At 40.9% G+C, this 17,425-nt stretch carries 22 protein-coding genes; 11 read left to right on the forward strand and 11 right to left on the reverse strand.

The window, feature by feature from the left end; translation table 11 throughout:
• The first annotated feature begins 174 nt into the window (after positions 1–174).
• Entirely contained in the window at positions 175–651 is a 477-nt protein-coding gene (locus RIB15_RS10850) for a hypothetical protein (RefSeq protein ID WP_350202173.1), read from the forward strand.
• Positions 652–672: 21 nt separating this feature from the next.
• Here RIB15_RS10850 and RIB15_RS10855 read toward each other — a convergent pair whose 3' ends face one another.
• From RIB15_RS10855 to RIB15_RS10900, 10 genes are all read right to left on the reverse strand, one after another.
• Positions 673–1,470, reverse strand: a complete 798-nt coding sequence (locus RIB15_RS10855; protein ID WP_350202174.1) for an MBL fold metallo-hydrolase — start codon at positions 1,468–1,470, stop codon at positions 673–675.
• Between the two features lie 249 nt (positions 1,471–1,719).
• Entirely contained in the window at positions 1,720–3,729 is a 2,010-nt protein-coding gene (locus RIB15_RS10860; RefSeq protein ID WP_350202175.1) for a DUF349 domain-containing protein, read from the reverse strand.
• A 197-nt stretch (positions 3,730–3,926) separates the two neighbouring features.
• Positions 3,927–4,748, reverse strand: coding sequence for a mechanosensitive ion channel family protein (locus RIB15_RS10865; RefSeq protein WP_350202176.1), 822 nt, complete (start codon positions 4,746–4,748; stop codon positions 3,927–3,929).
• Positions 4,749–4,876: 128 nt separating this feature from the next.
• Positions 4,877–5,062 carry a CsbD family protein gene (locus RIB15_RS10870; RefSeq protein WP_350202177.1) on the reverse strand — a complete coding sequence of 62 codons (186 nt, stop codon included), beginning with the start codon at positions 5,060–5,062 and terminating at the stop codon, positions 4,877–4,879.
• A 44-nt stretch (positions 5,063–5,106) separates the two neighbouring features.
• Entirely contained in the window at positions 5,107–5,610 is a 504-nt protein-coding gene (locus tag RIB15_RS10875) for a Dps family protein (protein WP_350202178.1), read from the reverse strand.
• Positions 5,611–5,796: 186 nt separating this feature from the next.
• Positions 5,797–6,147, reverse strand: coding sequence for a hypothetical protein (locus RIB15_RS10880; protein ID WP_350202179.1), 351 nt, complete (start codon positions 6,145–6,147; stop codon positions 5,797–5,799).
• 141 nt (positions 6,148–6,288) lie between these two features.
• Positions 6,289–6,804 carry a SixA phosphatase family protein gene (locus tag RIB15_RS10885; protein WP_350202180.1) on the reverse strand — a complete coding sequence of 172 codons (516 nt, stop codon included), beginning with the start codon at positions 6,802–6,804 and terminating at the stop codon, positions 6,289–6,291.
• A gap of 28 nt (positions 6,805–6,832) precedes the next feature.
• Positions 6,833–7,102 (reverse strand): hypothetical protein, encoded by a 270-nt coding sequence (locus RIB15_RS10890; RefSeq protein ID WP_350202181.1) that lies wholly within the window; start codon positions 7,100–7,102, stop codon positions 6,833–6,835.
• A 48-nt stretch (positions 7,103–7,150) separates the two neighbouring features.
• Positions 7,151–8,038 carry a YihY/virulence factor BrkB family protein gene (locus tag RIB15_RS10895; protein WP_350202182.1) on the reverse strand — a complete coding sequence of 296 codons (888 nt, stop codon included), beginning with the start codon at positions 8,036–8,038 and terminating at the stop codon, positions 7,151–7,153.
• A gap of 20 nt (positions 8,039–8,058) precedes the next feature.
• Positions 8,059–9,357 (reverse strand): MATE family efflux transporter, encoded by a 1,299-nt coding sequence (locus RIB15_RS10900; protein ID WP_350202183.1) that lies wholly within the window; start codon positions 9,355–9,357, stop codon positions 8,059–8,061.
• Between the two features lie 175 nt (positions 9,358–9,532).
• Here RIB15_RS10900 and RIB15_RS10905 point away from each other — a divergent pair, with 175 nt between their 5' ends.
• From RIB15_RS10905 to RIB15_RS10935, 7 genes are all read left to right on the forward strand, one after another.
• Positions 9,533–10,006: a hypothetical protein gene (locus RIB15_RS10905; RefSeq protein WP_350202184.1), complete on the forward strand. Its 474-nt coding sequence runs from the start codon at positions 9,533–9,535 to the stop codon at positions 10,004–10,006.
• The gene (locus RIB15_RS10910; RefSeq protein ID WP_350202185.1) at positions 10,006–10,866 is read left to right on the forward strand and encodes a hypothetical protein; all 861 of its coding nucleotides are present in this window, start codon (positions 10,006–10,008) and stop codon (positions 10,864–10,866) included. The genes RIB15_RS10905 and RIB15_RS10910 overlap by 1 nt, the downstream gene beginning before the upstream one ends.
• A gap of 88 nt (positions 10,867–10,954) precedes the next feature.
• Complete coding sequence (gene rsmD / locus RIB15_RS10915; RefSeq protein ID WP_350202186.1) at positions 10,955–11,509, forward strand: 16S rRNA (guanine(966)-N(2))-methyltransferase RsmD; 555 nt, start codon at positions 10,955–10,957, stop codon at positions 11,507–11,509.
• 9 nt (positions 11,510–11,518) lie between these two features.
• A complete protein-coding gene (gene coaD / locus RIB15_RS10920; protein WP_350202187.1) occupies positions 11,519–12,016 on the forward strand; it encodes a pantetheine-phosphate adenylyltransferase in 498 nt (165 codons plus the stop codon).
• A gap of 81 nt (positions 12,017–12,097) precedes the next feature.
• Positions 12,098–13,291 carry a pyridoxal phosphate-dependent aminotransferase gene (locus RIB15_RS10925; RefSeq protein WP_350202188.1) on the forward strand — a complete coding sequence of 398 codons (1,194 nt, stop codon included), beginning with the start codon at positions 12,098–12,100 and terminating at the stop codon, positions 13,289–13,291.
• A 70-nt stretch (positions 13,292–13,361) separates the two neighbouring features.
• Positions 13,362–13,595, forward strand: a complete 234-nt coding sequence (locus tag RIB15_RS10930) for a hypothetical protein (RefSeq protein ID WP_350202189.1) — start codon at positions 13,362–13,364, stop codon at positions 13,593–13,595.
• Positions 13,585–13,887, forward strand: a complete 303-nt coding sequence (locus tag RIB15_RS10935; protein WP_350202190.1) for a type II toxin-antitoxin system RelE/ParE family toxin — start codon at positions 13,585–13,587, stop codon at positions 13,885–13,887. Before RIB15_RS10930 ends, RIB15_RS10935 begins: the two co-directional genes overlap by 11 nt.
• Before the next feature lie 205 nt (positions 13,888–14,092).
• Here RIB15_RS10935 and RIB15_RS10940 read toward each other — a convergent pair whose 3' ends face one another.
• Positions 14,093–15,622 carry a SulP family inorganic anion transporter gene (locus RIB15_RS10940; RefSeq protein ID WP_350202191.1) on the reverse strand — a complete coding sequence of 510 codons (1,530 nt, stop codon included), beginning with the start codon at positions 15,620–15,622 and terminating at the stop codon, positions 14,093–14,095.
• A 451-nt stretch (positions 15,623–16,073) separates the two neighbouring features.
• On the opposite strand from RIB15_RS10940, the gene RIB15_RS10945 reads away from it, so the two are divergent.
• From RIB15_RS10945 to RIB15_RS10955, 3 genes are all read left to right on the forward strand, one after another.
• Positions 16,074–16,364, forward strand: a complete 291-nt coding sequence (locus tag RIB15_RS10945) for an FmdB family zinc ribbon protein (RefSeq protein WP_350202192.1) — start codon at positions 16,074–16,076, stop codon at positions 16,362–16,364.
• Positions 16,365–16,429: 65 nt separating this feature from the next.
• Complete coding sequence (locus tag RIB15_RS10950; RefSeq protein ID WP_350202193.1) at positions 16,430–17,008, forward strand: GbsR/MarR family transcriptional regulator; 579 nt, start codon at positions 16,430–16,432, stop codon at positions 17,006–17,008.
• The gene (locus RIB15_RS10955; RefSeq protein WP_350202194.1) at positions 17,001–17,366 is read left to right on the forward strand and encodes a YraN family protein; all 366 of its coding nucleotides are present in this window, start codon (positions 17,001–17,003) and stop codon (positions 17,364–17,366) included. The genes RIB15_RS10950 and RIB15_RS10955 overlap by 8 nt, the downstream gene beginning before the upstream one ends.
• The last annotated feature ends 59 nt before the right edge of the window (positions 17,367–17,425 follow it).

Here is a 17,425-nt window from a genome sequence, read left to right on the forward strand (position 1 = left end):
GTTAGTTAATAGTATTGAATTGAGTGATCTACTTTTATAATTCTTACGAAATGAATAAATATTCAGATTGATTTAATGGTATCAACTCAAGAAATCACTAAATAATTTAAAATTGAAACAATTCTGGCCTTTTTTCTCTTTAATGTATTAGTAAATCTAATTAATCAACCAAAAATGAACATAAAGAAACTACTTTCAATTCTAACTATAATTTTTGGAGTAGCAATTACTATTCCTGAAACTGCAAATGCACAGGCTAATGGAAAAGGGGGAAATCTCGGCCTTGGAGCTATGCTGGGTGAGCCAACTGGTATCTCAATAAAAGCCTGGAACAATCAAAAATCTGCTTTTGGCTTTGGAGCTGCCTGGTCATTTGGTCGCTACGATGCCATCCACTTGCACGGCGACTATCTTCTGCATTCTTGGTTTAATGATGTAGATAAGGGAAACCTTGCCTTTTATTATGGTATTGGTGCACGACTGGTTTTAGCTGACGACCCTGCCGTTGGTATTCGCATTCCTTTAGGTCTAAACTATGTGGTAGAAGATGCTCCTATTGACCTGTTTGTTGAAGCTGTTCCAATATTGGACTTAGCTCCCAGCACAGATTTTGATGGTAATGGAGCGTTGGGTATCCGTTATTATTTCTAAATAACAAATCAATTTACTGGCTTAACCAGAGGGCAGGGAAATTTCCTGCCCTTCTTTTGCCAGGCAAACCCTTTCGAAAGAAGAACCATATCTATCCTGAATTTCTTCCTCTCTCTTTGCAAGAACATCATCGCTATTGTCTGGATCATGATGCGTTAAGAAAAGCTTTTTAACACTCACCTCTTTTGCCAGCTCCGCTACCGACTCCCAAGCCGAATGCCCCCATCCAACACGCTGTTTATATAATTTTTTAGAGAATTGGGCATCATGGATTAACACATCTGCTCCACGAATAAATTCTTTAAACTCTTTTCTGAATTGGCGGCACTCTTCCGTCTCTTCATCCATCAGTTCATTGTCAGGAGCAAAAACAATAATCTTGTCATCAATACAAAGCTTATACATAGCTGTTGGCACTGTATGTGTAGCCCACATGTATTCAACTGAATAGCCTTCAAAATCTCGTTTACCCGGCTGAAAAGTTTCACATTGCAAATCAGCCTCCAGCATATCAATAGAAACAGGGAAAAAAGTGCTGGACATATGCCCTTGTAAGATTTCTTTGCAACCTATTTCTCCTTGAGGCGGAAGGTAAATCCGAAACCAGTTTTCACCATTATAGAAGGGTTTAAAAAAAGGAAAACCTTGCAAATGATCCCAATGGGGATGGGTTATAAACACACGCCCGCGATGCGATGCACCATTATTTTCAAGTTCATTCCCCAGATTTCTGAAGCCCGTTCCGGAATCCAGAATCAATAGTTCATCTTTACCTTTGATCTGGATCTGAACACACGTTGTATTTCCCCCGTAACGCATGTTCTCACTATTGGCACAAGGCGTAGAGCCTCTGACACCCCAAAATTTTATGTTTATTGAGCCTTTCAACTTACTTCTAAAATCCTCTGCTTACATAATATATTTTTTCAATCGTGCACCCCTTAGTATATGTATATCGAATGGTATTTGCTGTCTGTTATTTTTTTACAACTGAACCATAACTGTTCAGTTACTTTGAACCAACCACGCTTTATTGTAAAAAAATATTAAGCAAACAGAAAGCGCCGGTTATTCTTCTTCGTCACTATCTCCAGTTCGCTTGAGCTGGTCGATTTTTTTATTGATTTCTTTAAGCCTTTCCTCTTTTTCATCAATCGATTTTTCCGCCTTGTCAATTTTTTCCTGAAGTTCGTCTTTAAGTGCATTACCTCTGTTGGTAGGCTTAAAGTACGTCTTGGCCTCCTGGTACTGAATCATTTCACTTTCCAGCTTAGACACATCTTTTTTAAGCTTATCCCGCTCTTTCTGCAACTTGATGATATCCTTACGGGTATCCGGGTCAATTCCCTGATTAGCCAGTTTTTTTTCCATTCCGAGATCAGACCCCAGCGCCCGATACCGGTCATAAATAACGTCGCAAGCCTCGCGATACTGCTTCCAGATCTTATTCTTCATTTTGATCGGAACATATCCGATATCTTTAAAGGCTTGTTGTAGTTCTTTAGCCTCCTGCACGGCAAGCGCCGGATCTTCATGCTTACCTAATTCTTCAAGCTTATCAAGAATTTCCTGTTTCTTCTCCAGGTTTTCTTTCTGATCTTTTCGCTCCCCTTTAAAGGCTTCACGACGACGATCATAAAACACATCCATCGCACCTTTGAACTTCTTCCAGATCTTGGAAGACTGTTTTCTTGGAACCGGACCGATCTTCTTCCACTTGCTCATCAGGCTCTGCATCTTCTGATGGCCAGCATCAAAATCATCCGTGTCTTTGGCTTCTTCGGCTTCCTTAATCAGATCATATTTCTTTTCAAGATTAGCTTCTTCCTGTTCTCGCAGCTTATCAATATTGTCCGACTTCATTTCATTGAATTTATCGGTAGCCGCCTTGAACAGATCCCACATCTCATTCTCATCTTTCTGCGGGAGATTACCTGCACTTTTCCAGGCTTTGTGAAGCTTATTCACCTTACGAGCCGCTTTTGCAATATTTTCCTGATCAACGAGAGCTTCAGCTTCTTTAACCAATTTCTTTTTCTTGGAAAGCGCCTTCTCAATTTGTTCCCGATACTCTTTATCAACCTTGAAGCGAACTTCATTGAACTTATCCTGAACGGCGTTGAACCGATCCCAAAGAGGCTGATTTTTTTCGGAAGGTACACGCCCTACTTTTCTCCACTGAGATATAAGCTTGTTAAACTGATCTTCTAATTCCTCAAAATCAGGTGTGTTTTCGTCAAGCTTGTTGGTGAGGGAATCCATCTTATCCAGAAGAAGCAACTTCAGTTCTAGATTCTCTTCTTCTTTTTGAAGCTTCTTCACAAGCCGGTCTACCTTATGGTCCTCAAACTCATCCATCAGTTCTTTGTACCGCTTGTCTAATGCTTCGGCCTCACCCTGGGGCAACAATTTAATGTTTTCCCATTGCCCCTTAATTTTACCTACTTCTTTGGTAGCCGTCCAGTTTTCTTCATTTACAATATCAGACAGAGATTTGAGCAGTTCTTTCTTTTTGGCAAGATTCTGTTCTTTCTTGCGATTCAGTTCTTCGTAATGCTCTTTCTTTTTTTGCTCAAAATTATCTCTTAGCTCCTGAAACTCTTCAATGAGCTGTTTGGATTTTTCACTTGCAGATTCAGGACCTTCCGTAATATTTTGAGCAAGATTAGCCAATTCAGTGGTTACAAAAGCCCAGTCGGTCTGTATCACCAGTTCTTTAGCGCGATTTACAATATCAGAATAGAATGAATCGGCATCTTCTGAGGATTGTGCTTCATCTCCTTCTACTTCATCAGATGACTCATCAGTGACGTCTTCGGCTGCATCTTCAACTTCTGCAACCTTCGTCTCCTCTTCAGTAGACTCCTCCACTTCCTTATCTGAAGTATCCTCTTCTTTAGCTTCCTCTGATTCTTCTACTTCAGTAGCTTCAACTGCTTCTTCGTCTTCTGTAACCGGTTCTTTCTTTTCAGAAGCAGTCTCCTCTTCAGATGCTACTTCATCATCAGCAGTTTTTTCAAGTTCGTCGTTGTTGATCTCTTTTTCAGAGTTCGTGTTTTTTTGCTCCAGGTTCTCCACAGTAACCTTCCTTTCCTCGTAGGTCTTTAGATTAACGGCTCGAAGCCTTCTTCATTAGATCAGTTAAGATAATATATCTGTCCAATCTTTGGCAATCTTAAGCAAAAGTTTAGCAAAGTGTTTTAGATCAAACAGATAAGCAAGAAAAGGTTGTTCTTAAAAATACTAAAGGCACCTTTCAGGGTGCCTGTTTATGGTTACTCTTTTTCCTGGAAAACATGAATATCCCGCTGAGGAAATGGAATCTCGATACCTTCTTTATCCAGTTCTTCTTTAATCTTCTCAAGATTATCCCAAAAGAATCCCCAGTAATTTTCTGTTTTAGTCCATGCACGTGCTGATAGATCCAAAGAGCTGTCACCTAAATTAGTCAAAACAACAATAGGTGCGGGCTCTTCAAGAATGCGTTCATCCTCATTCAGTACTCTTAAAATGACTTCCCGAGCTTTTTTCATATCAGAACCATAACTGACTCCAACCGGGAATACCGCACGGCGTGTTTCTTTAGCTGAATAATTGACGACCGGTGAATTTGCCAGCTGCCCATTTGGAATGATAACAAGCTGATTATTTGGGGTTTGAAGATGTGTATGCAGAATATCGATTTTTTCAACGGTTCCCGACTCATTTCCCCTTTCTATAAAATCACCGACTTTAAACGGCTTGAAAAACAAAATCAGAACTCCTCCTGCAAAATTTGAAAGACTTCCCTGCAGAGCTAACCCGATGGCTAAACCTGCCGCACCCAATACAGCAATAAAAGAAGTCATTTCTATACCCAGCATGCCAAGAGCTGATATGTACACCATGACTTTCAGCAACATGGAAATGAGGCTGCGCATGAAAGAAACAAGAGCCTCATCTACACTGCTGCGATTAAGGACTTTTGTTGCTCCTTTTACAATAAACTTCACTATCCAAAGCCCAATTACCAGTGTAGCTATTGCAGCCAGTAACTTGGGACCAAATGTGGTCACAAAGTTCATGATGTCTTCTGTGGTAATGTTAAAATTTTCCATGTGTTCAGATTATGATCTTTTCGATTACAGTGAGCAAATATCTCTAAAAATTCATTCACTATCAGTAATAATATCCATAAAAAAAGGGAAGGCGCTGGCCTTCCCTTTAAGCTACTATGTGTTTCTTCTCAAAGATTTGCTATTTCTTTCTTGATCTCGTCTTTTGTTTTACCCAGTTTTTTCTGAATTCGGCCTAATAATTCATCTTCTTTTCCTTCTGTGAAAGCAAGATCATCGTCAGTGAGCTCAGAATACTTCTGCTTTAATTTACCTTTTGTTTCGTTCCAGTTTCCTTTCAAGGTTAAATCATTCATAATGTTCTCTCCTGTTTATTAGTAATTAAAAATATTCTGGGTGTTTATTCTTCCAGATGACTTCTAAGCATCCATGCGGTTTTGGAATGAACCGTGAGGCGCTCAGTTAATAGGTCAATGGTAGATTCGTCATCAGCAGCATTTGCTGGCTCTAAAGCTTCACGAGCCGTTCTTATAACTTGTTCATTGGCTTCTGTCAACCTTTTGACCATTTCCAGGGCTTTAGGGCTATCAGTATCTTCTTTTATAGAAGTTATTTCATTAAACTCCTTAAATGTTCCCGGCGCTCTAAAACCTAACGCTCTGATGCGCTCTGCAATCTCATCAATGGCTTCTGCCAATTCAGAATATTGCTCTTCAAATTGTTCATGAAGCTGATGAAACAATTCACCTGTCACATTCCAGTGATAATTGTGTGTTTTCAAATACAGCAGGTATGAGTCTGCCAGCACTTTTGATAATCCAGCTGCAATTTTCTCTCTATGTTCTTCAGAAATTCCAATGTTTACTTTCATTGTCTCTACTCCGTTTAATGTTTCGATATCCATATCCATCTGAATGTCGTTTTTCTTTGTGAATATTCAATTAAGTAAACAATACTGAGCCGTTGCGGTTCCATATTATAAGTGAATATTAAAAAGGATTTACAATCAGCGTAATCGAGAGTATTTATCACAAAAAAATCCCGCACACATTTAAGCATGCGGGATTCATTCTTTCGAAAAAGAAATGCCTTATTCTTCTATCCCATAAACTTCTTTTAAAATACCTTTGGCATTGGCATCACCATCCTGCATCACACGGTGCTGAAGGTTGGTAATTATTTCCTGCTCGGCCTTTTCGTATGCTAACTCTTTAGCTTCTTTTTCGGTACCGGTTCGTACTAATTCATAGATATCGTCGGCACGAACCACGCTATAAATATCATCATCATTAAAAGCATGAGAGCGTAATTCTTCATATTCTTTGAACACCCGTGGAAAATCTTCACTGTCTTCTGCGCGGGTTACGATCTCAACATGTTCAGGACCTTCAGCGCTTAAAGGGGTTTTGCAAAGGTAAAAGTAATTTTGTTTGTATTGCATCTGCTGTAGATGTGAGGGTTGAATTTATTGCTTGGCCAATATAACAAATCGTCAGAAAATTGTGGACCCGGTTTTAGTTTTGGTGCTGATTTTTAAACGAAGAAGTTTTGATGTTATCTAATACAAAACCCCAGTCAAAATCTAACCCGTAATTTTCTTTAGCACTTTGGGAATCATCATCCATTTTATTTGGCAGGTTCCCGGAGCTATCGTTTCCCAGGTTTCTGCAAAACTTTCTAAACAAACGATCGCTGCTGTTGGCATACGCACCGCTGTTTTTCGTTCAGCCCCGGTTAAAATTCCTGTAGTATTTTCCATCAAAGGGTTATGCCCTACCAGCATAATTCGTTCATATTCATCTGAAGCGGATTGAATTGAAGCTACATAGTCTCTTACAGAACCAAAATAAAGATCTTCGTTCCACACAATTTGTTCTTTATCCAGCTTAGCGGCTTCCATACTTAGCTGGGTGGTTTCTTTTGCGCGCTGCGCCGGTGATGAGATAACCAAAGCGGGTTTGTACTTAATTTTCCTCAGGTATTTACCCATTTCAGGAGCATCTTTTAAGCCCCGTTTAGCCAGGGGCCGGTCAAAGTCTTTTAAATCCGGGTTTTCCCAGCTCGACTTGGCGTGTCTCATTAATAAAATTTCTTTCATGTTTATTCCTGCCGGGATTGATACTATTCTATTTAATCTCGTAAAAAACGTCGTTTGTTTCTTTTAAACAAAGAACTCCTTCATGTTCATAGTAAGTAGCTCTTTTGTCGGATGACTCAAATCGTACTAAAAATGAATTTCCGGACCTGACATCAAGAAATATTGAGACGTATGGCTCTTCCTCAGATTCTGTATAGGTGATAAATCTGGATTCAATTCTAAGATCACAATTAGTGGAAGTAGAGCAGCCTGCCACAAAAAGTAACAAAGCGGCTATCAGCATATAACATTTATTCATAGATAAGGGTGTTATTCGGTGTCTTCAAAATTATCATTTCAATACAAGCTATTTATTTTTGTTTGCTTCTACCATTTTAATTCTTTGGGCGAACCGGCCGGCTTTTATTTCTCCTTCACCAACTTCTGCAAGGGCTTTAACCAACTCAATTCCGAAAAATATAATAATGCTGGAATAGTACACCCACAACATCAAAATAATTATTGAAGAAGAGGCACCGGAAAGCTGATTCAGAGAACTGTTTCCAATAATCATGCCTACAACGAACTTACCTACTAACAAAAGCAGTGTTGTAATCAGGCTCCCATAAGTCAACGGCCCCCATCTTACTTTTACATCGGGTAGTATATAGAACATAATCAGTACCGCAAAAAAGATCAGCAGCAGTGTAAGTAAATTACTACCGAAGCCTATCAGAAAAAGCTGGGCTGTTTCAAAACTGGAGAGTAAAAATTCAAATAGCCATACCAGCGCAGAATCAAGAATTAATGAGAAGATCATTGCTATCCCTAATAACAAAATCATTCCGAATGCCATAAAGCGATCAATAAATACTTTTGAAAAGCCTATTTCTGGTTTTGTTACCACTTTAAAAATTCGGTTAAAAGAGTCTTTGAACTGAATGAAAACCGTGGTTGCCGAAACAATTAAAAAAGCGATGCTGATCAGCAGGTACAGCACGTTCCGGCTATCTGTTTGTATGGTTTCAACAAGCAGGATTACTGCATCTGAACTTTTTTGCCCAATAGTTTCTTCCAGGAATTTCGTCAATTCTCGCATAACACTGGCATCTCCGATAAAAAATCCCGCGATATAAACCGCTATCATTACTATTGGGGCCAGTGAAAATAATGTATAAAACGAGACTGCAGCACTATATTGAAAGCAATTATCCTCAATAAACGAGTTAACGGCATTCAACACTGTTTGTGCCATTTTCTTAAATAGATTCATTACTATTCATTTCCAAAAATTCTTGATGGTGCATAGATTGACAATATAACTCCCCTTGCTATCATAAAGGCCGTCATCGCCATCCATAACGCATGAATCCCTGCAAACGGTTCACTTATAAAATATACCGGAATGAATACAAGAGTGGTGGCTACAAGCATGGAGTTTCGCATAGCTCCTGTAGCTGTTGCTCCAATGTAAACCCCATCCCAAATAAAACAAACGCTATTTACTACAGGGGCTACGATTAACCAGATAACTACCGTCATCGCCACCGCAATTACATTTTCTTTGTTTGTAAACAAAGCTATGATTTCTGCATCAAAGAATGCATAAGTGATAGTACCAAGCAGACCCAGGCCCAATCCCCAAAGCATGTTGGCTGTTACCGCTTTCTTTAGATTCTCGTCATCTTTTGCTCCCTTAAACCGACCAACCAAACTCTCAGCAGCATAGGCAAAGCCATCGGTTCCATAAGAACTGATGTACCACATTTGAAGCAGAATGGTATTTGCAGCCAGTACCACATCTCCCATAGCCGCCGATTTTGCAGTAAAGAAAGCGTAGGAAAAAATGAGGCACAGCGTCCGGATTACGATATCGCGATTCACCGAAAAGAATTTTTTTAACTCTTCAGCCTCTATAAGCTCATCCCTTTTAATATGTAGCTTAACGCCCCCATATTTTTTCTTATATAGAAAAAATGCCAGCCCCAACGCCAGAAAACTGGCAACCAAACTTCCTGTTGCTACTCCATCTACCGTCATGTTGAATCGGAACACAAAAATCAGGTTCAACACAATATTTACAAGGTTTAAGAAAATAGTGACGATCATGGGATAGGTTGAATTCTGCATTCCAAGGAACCAGCCATTCAACCCAAATAGGGCAAGTGTTGCAGGAGCTGCAAAAATACGGATGTGATAGTACAGGCGGGTGTATTCTTCCACTTCAGGGGAGGCGTTTACCAGGTATAGTGAAACCTCTATCAGCGGGTATTGAATGAGCAGTATGAACAAGCTGCTTGCTGCAGCTACCAAAAGAACGCGAAAAAGTATAACTCGTGTTTTTCGCTCTTGCTGTGCACCATAGGCTTGCGCAACCATGCCCGTTGTTCCCATCCGCAGAAACCCGAACCCCCAAAAAATAAAGTCGAAAATGATACTACCCACAGCAATGGCCCCGAGGTAATAAACATGCTCTAATCGCCCCACAACAGCCGTGTCAATGGCTCCAAGTAGTGGCACAGACAGGTTACTTATGATGTTAGGAATGGCGAGACGAAGTATTTGCCGGTTCAAATGAACATAGCTTTATAGGTTAATAATAGCAGCCTGAAAATAAGGGCTGAAAAAGAATTATGGATTCATATTTTTCGATAGGCTATAAAGTTGCATATCTATGGGTGTGCGTGTATTTTCTTTTTCCGAAATTTATTGGGATAAAACTTAATTAATCAACTCATTTGCTTTTCACATGGACATTGAATCGCGTAACAAAATTTTGACAATTGTATTCGGAGTAATCATCCTTGGTCTTACGTACTATCTTTATGATTCTCTGGTAACTCCTTATCAAGAGGTAAAAGAGCGGGAGGCTATGGAAGAGAAAGTCCGGCAGCGCTTGCTTGACACCAAAGATGCTCTTATCCAATATCAGACACGAAATGAGACCTTTCCTCCTACCGAAGGTGGTCTCGACAGCCTTGTGAAATTCCTCAAAACCGATTCTTTGATGATCGTAATGGGCGATTCTCTGTTTGGAACTACTTTTGATGTATTTAACCCTGATTCATTGGTTTATTCTCCACGTTCTCCATTTCCAAAATGGGAATATACGCTCAATGATACGCTCAGACCACAGATTTATCTGCTTGAAGATCCGGGTTCTGACAATGCAATAGGTAGCCTTGAGCGTACTACGATGCGAAATGCTCCAAACTGGAATTAATGGATGACGCTTCTGCAAATTTAGGTGTTTGTTTTTTTTCTGATCGCCTTTTCTATTCGATCAATGATCCGGAAAATGACAAACACCTTTTTCGTATTGGCTCTTTCGATTTCAATTTCAACGTGATTGACGCTATTACCCGTCAGCACGAAGATCACTTCCCTCATATTCTTTCCACCTTCGAGCGATTTCGAACCCTTCATAATATTAAGTCGGTTCGGGCGCTAACTCATCCCGCTCACGAATGCTGGACAGTATTCCCCAAAGTTGTATACGACAACGCTGACGAGCGGGAAGATCATCTTGCCATACTAATGAAAGGCGTCGAACGCGAACACATTGAACCTACCTGGCACGCCCTTCATAATAATGAGTATAAATTCTTGTCGATACGGCGGCGTAATTTGATGGCCGGCTTTGATGAACTCACCACCCAGGTTGCCACCACTGATTTCAGCAGTGATTTTGAAATGGCTCAGAAATGGTCAGCTTTTGCCAAACCCGGGGGGTCTTTTTTAATGATTGGCTGCCACGAAAATATCATCTCTATCACTTCTTTTTTGCTGGGGAAGTTCAGAGCTGCCACATACATCTCTTTTGATCAGGCTGAAGATTTGCCTTATCACTGGCTGCAGCACGCCAAGAACTCCAGCTGGATGCGTGGCATTCATGAGACCATATACCTTTTTGGGCATAACTGCCATGAAATTGAACAAGCGCTTCAGGGTTTCTGGGATGATTCAGCTGAAATTGCCAAGCTAAATTCACTGAAAGCTATGGGTGTAAAAGCTGAAGAAAAAACGTACGGTTTTGACCTCGCTGCTGCTTTCCCTGCTATTCTTTTAAGTCTCGATTTTTAATCCTTACGGAATTCTAAATGCTCAATTTTTAATGTTAAATTTAGGGGTGACTAATTCACCATTTAACATTTAAAATTTATACTCCGCCATGCGGATAATAACCGGAAAATTAAAAGGCAGACATTTTAACATTCTAAAAGGACTGGATGTACGCCCTACCACAGACCGAACCAAGGAAAGCATCTTTAACCTGATTGAAGCCAGGGTTTTCATGGAAGGAACCCAGATTCTGGATCTTTTTGCCGGCTCCGGAAACCTGGGTTTTGAAGCCATTTCGAGAGGGGCCCGCCATGTGACTTCCGTTGAACTGGACGCACAAAATGTAAAGCAAATTGAAAAGACTGCTGAAGAGTTTGGTATAGAAGACCAAATGAGAATTGTCTGCTCTGATGTTCAGCGTTTTTTGAGTGGCATGGCTATTCCCTATCACTTTATCTTTTGCGACCCGCCTTATGATTATCCATTCATGGATGAAATCATTGAGCAGGTTTTTGAAGATAACTGGCTTACTGACGAAGGCTGGCTGATACTGGAGCACGATAAGTACAAGGATTTCACTGATCATCCCAAATGCTCTTTTTCGAAAGCGTATGGCAGAACCATCGTTAGCATCTTTCAAAAGCATCCGGTAGATTCGGAATAAATTCAGCCTATGAAAACAATTGCCTTATACCCCGGATCTTTTGATCCAATCACCAATGGCCACCTCGATATTCTTGAGCGAGCTACCAATCTATTTGATCACGTGATTGTAACCGTAGCCGTAAATAAAGAAAAGAAAGCTGTTTTTTCTGGCGATGAGAGGGTAAAACTCATTGAAGCATGTATAGCCAATAAGGCCTGGGGCAAAGATGTTGAAGTAAATCAGTTTACAGGATTACTTGTGGATCACGCCCAGAAAATGAATGCCGATACGCTGGTTCGGGGCGTTCGCCAAATTTCAGATTTCGAATACGAATTCCGGATGGCACTCACCAACAAGCGCCTTGCCCCCAATGTAGATACTGTTTTCCTGATGCCGGATGAAGAGTTTACCTTTATCTCTGCTTCTATTGTAAAAGAAGTGGCATACTGGGGCGGAGATCTAAGCTCTTTTGTTCCCGAAAATGTAGCTATGGCTCTCAAAGAAAAGTTTAAAGACAGGAAATAGAATCTGGCTACTTTTCTTTGCAGAAGCATTTTATATTCCCATCGTTTTGACACTCACTCTCATATCTATCTTTAAAAACCCATGATTTCAACACGCGCACAAAATTTACAGCCATCTGCAACGCTTAAAGTAACCGGACGAGCTAAAGAGCTAAAGCGACAGGGAAAGTCTATTGTTTCTCTGAGTGCTGGTGAGCCAGATTTCAAAACACCCAAGCATATTTGTGATGCGGCTATCAAAGCGATTGAAGACGGATTCCATGGTTATACTATGAATCCCGGAACACCGGAATTGCGGGAAGCTATTTGTGAAAAACTTAAACGTGATAACAACCTCGATTACGATCCTTCCCAAATTATTAGCTCAAATGGAGCCAAACAATCGGTAGGGTTCAGCCTGCTTGCGCTGGTTAACCCCGGAGACGAAGTGATTATTCCAGCACCCTACTGGGTTTCTTATCCGGAAATGACCCGTCTTGCTGAAGGAGAATCAGTGACTGTTCGGACTTCCTTTGAAAATAATTTCAAACTAACTCCCGAACAGCTGGAAGAGGCGATCACCGAAAAAACAAAAGCGCTGATTCTTTGCTCTCCATCTAACCCAACCGGAGCAAAATACACCGCTGATGAACTCAAAGGCCTAGCTGAAGTTCTTAGAAAACATCCGCAGGTTTATGTGATTTCAGATGAAATTTACGAATACATCGTATTTGATGGCGATCATGTTGGAATTCTCAATGTAGCTCCTGATTTAAAAGACCGTGTTTTACTGATCAACGGTTTTTCTAAAGGATTTGCGATGACCGGCTGGCGATTAGGATACCTTGCTGCCTCCAACGAAATTGTTAGTGCCGTTTCCAAAATTCAGAGTCAGGAGACCTCCGCTCCTTCTTCGATTTCCCAAAAAGCAGGTGAAGCCGCCTATAAAGGCAGTCTTGATGAGGTAGAAACCATGCGTGCACAGTTTAAAAAGAGGCGCGATTACCTGGTTGAAACACTCAACTCTTTTGAAGGAGTAAGCTGCTTTACTCCCGGCGGAGCTTTCTACGTATTTCCGGATATCTCCCACTACATTGGGGCCAAAAAACCAGACGGCTCAAAAATTGAGTCCTCTACAGATTTATGTCTGTACCTGCTGGATGAATTTGGGCTGGCCCTTGTTCCCGGCGATGCGTTTGGTGAACCCAATGGAGTTCGGCTAAGTTACGCCGCTTCTATGGATGACCTGGAAGAAGCCATGAAGCGTTTTAGAAAAGGATTGGAAAGCTTGAATTAAACTAAACCAAGAGTTTCGTTTTGATATAAATCTTGGTTTGGTCATATTTCAGATATAAAATCACATCATTATGGCAACACAAGAGAAAGAGAAAAAACTTGAAATTATAAACTTCGTTTCTAAAACGAACGATTCTGGTTTGATCAATGCTATCCATGATTTTTTGCAGGATTTTTCGGAAGGTGGAGATTTCTGGGATGAACTATCAGATAAGGAAAAAATAAGAATTGAAGAGGGTTTAGAAGACATCAGAGAAGGTCGCGTCACTCCTCATGAGGAAGTGAAAGACAAATATGGATTATGACTACAAAATTCTATGGTCCGATAAAGCTTTAAGCGACCTTGATGGAACTTTAGAATATCTGGAGAGAGAATGGACGATAAGAGAAGTCCAAAATTTCAAATCAACCCTCTTCCAAAGAATTGATTTGATTGGTAAATATCCTAAGCTCTTTCGCCCTTCGACTGCAAAACCTAATCTCAGAAGATCTGTTCTCTCCAAACAAACTTCCATTTATTATCAAGTTGATAAGGATAATTCACAAATTACAATTATCCGACTCTTTGATAATCGGATGGATATACAAAAACTATAACATGAGTTCTCCAAAGAAACTTTCAGACAACAATTTTTTTATCTGCTCAACCTACCTTGATTTAAAAATAATCGACAAGAAATGATAAAAAGACATTGGAGAAATAATCAAAGGTAACATTTTAAACGACATCGAATACATATCTCGTGAGTCGATTTGAGCAAGGATTGGAAAGCTTGAGTTAATCAAGCTTCTCACTAACCCTTTAAATCTGATCAATAGCCAGTTTGTAGGTTGGATCTTCCATCACATTCACGTCAATAATGGCATCAGCATCCTGAAGTAACTTCCGGCAGTCTTTGCTCAGGTGTTTAAGGTGAACGGTCTTCCCAACTTTGTTATATCGTTCGGTGATTTTATTCAATGCCTCAATGGCTGACATATCCACTACCCGGCTTTCCTCAAAATCGATGATTACTTCATCTGGATCGTTCAGCACATCAAACTTTGAATTGAAGACGGTAACCGAGCCAAAGAAAAGCGGGCCGTAAATTTCATAATGTTTGATTCCATCCTCATCAATATGCTTGCGGGCACGAATTCGCTTAGCATTATCCCAGGCAAAAACGAGAGCGGCAATAATCACTCCAACAATAACAGCCAGCGCCAGATTATGTAATACGGCCGTAACCAGGGTCACCGTAACCATCACAAAAATATCGGACGCGGGCATTCGGTTGAATGTTCTCAGGCTTGCCCACTCAAAGGTTCCGATTGCTACCATAATCATTAGCCCGGTAAGTGCTGCCATCGGCATTAATTCGATAATAGGAGCCCCAAACATGATGAATACCAGAAGCATAACCGAAGCTACAATACCGGAAATCCGGGTTCGGGCTCCGGAAGAAACGTTAATCAAACTCTGCCCGATCATTGCACAACCTCCCATACCAGAAAATAACCCGGACAGAATGTTAGCAGATCCCTGTGCAATGGCTTCCTGATTTCCATTTCCACGGGTTTCCGTGATTTCGTCAATGATGTTCAGGGTTAGCAGACTTTCAATTAAACCAACTCCCGCTATAATTGCTGAATAAGGGAGAATCACCATAAAAGCTTCCCATGTTATCGGGATTTCCGGGATATGGAAGGGTGGAAACCCGCCTGAAATAGACGCGATGTCCCCCACGGTCCGGGTTTCAATTCCCAATACAACCACCACTCCAAAAACAGTTAGTATAGCTACAAGTGAAGCAGGCACGGCTTTTGTCAATTTCGGCAACCCCCAAATGATGAGCATCGTCAGAGCTACGAGGCCTAATAAAACGTACATCGCCTGCCCGGTCATCCACTCACCCGAAGGCGTCTTAAACTGGGCCAGCTGAGACATGAAAATGATCACCGCCAATCCATTGACGAAACCAAAAATTACCGGGTGCGGAACCAAGCGCATCAGTTTTCCCAACTTCAGTGCACCAGCTGCCACCTGAATAATTCCGGCAAGAATTACAGCTCCAAATATATATTCTACACCATGAGATTGGGCTAAAGCCACCAAAACAACAGCAATGGCTCCGGTAGCTCCCGAAATCATTCCAGGACGCCCACCTATGATAGAAGTAACTAACCCCATCATAAAAGCAGCATACAAACCGGTTAATGGAGAAAGCCCGGCGATCATGGCAAATGCTACGGCTTCCGGGATCAGTGCCATCGACACCGTGATTCCCGCTAAAATTTCAGTCTTATAATCTATCTTGTCGTTGAGACCAAAGAGGTCTAAATACTTCTTCATCTATTTATTGAAATACTAAATGGGTTAACTAAATCGGATTTTATTGCAGAAGCTCTGGCTAAAAGAAAGGCATTTGAGAAAGGATAACGCCGAGCTTATTCTTTGTTTGAAGCAAGTAAAACTACGGACTTTCCATCTTCGAGAGTACCGTTTATAAAACTTTTCGTGTTATGAAATCATGAACTTGGTTGCATCTTTCAGTATAAAATCTGGAAGCGGTTTTCTGAAGAAATAACAGTGCAAATTGGTTTAGCTGAGTATGTTCAGGTACTATTTTCAGCCCTAAATAATGGTTTACAAGTCCAAATTTCACACCCGGAATACGACTTTTTTTCTGGCTTTTGTGCGAGCCTTTTAAAACTTCCTATCAAATTAACCGACTTACATCCATTGGCACAGAATTTGATAGAAATTGGTTCGTATATTCGACCCGAATTTAAAACTCAGAACAATGCCTACTTACGAATACAAAAGAGAAGACGGATCAACTTTCGAGATCATTCAGAAAATGAGCGAACCTGCTCTGGAAACCTGTCCAACAACCGGACAAAAAGTAAAGCGCATTATTTCCGGAGGAGGTGGCGTGGTTTATAAAGGTGATGGCTGGTATGTAACCGATTATAAAGACAATGGTAAGAAATCATCCGCTACCCCGCCCGCTGAAGCTGAATCCACTTCTTCTGCTGAAAGCAAAGCGGATACTCCTAAAAAGGAAACCGCTAAAACAGATTCTGCTTCCTGATTAGTTACTCTCAATAAAAATTTCTAAAGTCTCTATATTCAGGTAACTAATTTCAGGTGAGTAAAATGGCAGAAAAACGGCCGCAAGCATACGAAGAAGCGCTCGATCAATTTGTGATGTTATGGGGAGATATGGCCTCTGCATGGGGTATCAATAAAACCATGTCTCAGATTCATGCGCTGCTCTATGCAGAATCCCACCCGCTGGATACCGACACCATCATGGATACTTTGGACATCAGTCGTGGAAATGCCAACATGAATCTGCGCCGGCTGCTCGACTGGGAACTCATTCACAAAGAAACCTTTCCCGGCGACCGTAAAGATTATTATTCAGCCGAAACTGATGTCTGGAAAATTGTTTCTACCATTATCCGGGAACGCCAGCAACGGGAAATAGCACCTATCCGCAAGAATCTTGAAAAGTGTATTAAAACGTTGGAATCCGGCGGATTAAATGACGAGGAAAGCAAGGAGTTCAAAGTACGGATTGAGAACTATATGGAATTCCTTGAGATGTTTGAACGCTTTACCGGAGCTCTTCTCCCCTACATCAACAAGAAAAATTTAAAATTCCTGAAGCAGCTCGTTAAGCTCGTGGAAGTAAAAGAATCACTGACGGGAAAAAAGGAAGCCAATGACTAAGAAGTCACGCCGTGAAATTGGAAATGAAGGGGAAGACCTGGCCTGTGCTTACCTGGAATCAAAGGGCTGGAGAATACTGGAGCGTAACTACTTCTTTGAACATGCCGAAGTGGATATCGTTGCTTATGATGACACCGCTATCGTTTTCGTGGAAGTTAAATTCCGTACTAACACCAAGTTTGGTCAACCCTTTGAACACGTAACGGAAGATAAAGTCCAGAATATTTTTAAAGCGGCCGAGGCCTGGATGTATGAACGCAAAATGGATGGATCTCCTGTACGATTTGATATCGTTGGCATTGTACAGAAAAAGAATGAAGCACCTGAGTTCAACCATATTCAGGACGCGTTCAGGTAGGTATAGGTTTTTTTATAGCACTTACCACTCCGAACCTTTTTGAATGCAATTCCATTAGT

The organism is Gracilimonas sp., from assembly GCF_040218225.1.
In the GTDB taxonomy this organism is placed as follows: domain Bacteria; phylum Bacteroidota; class Rhodothermia; order Balneolales; family Balneolaceae; genus Gracilimonas.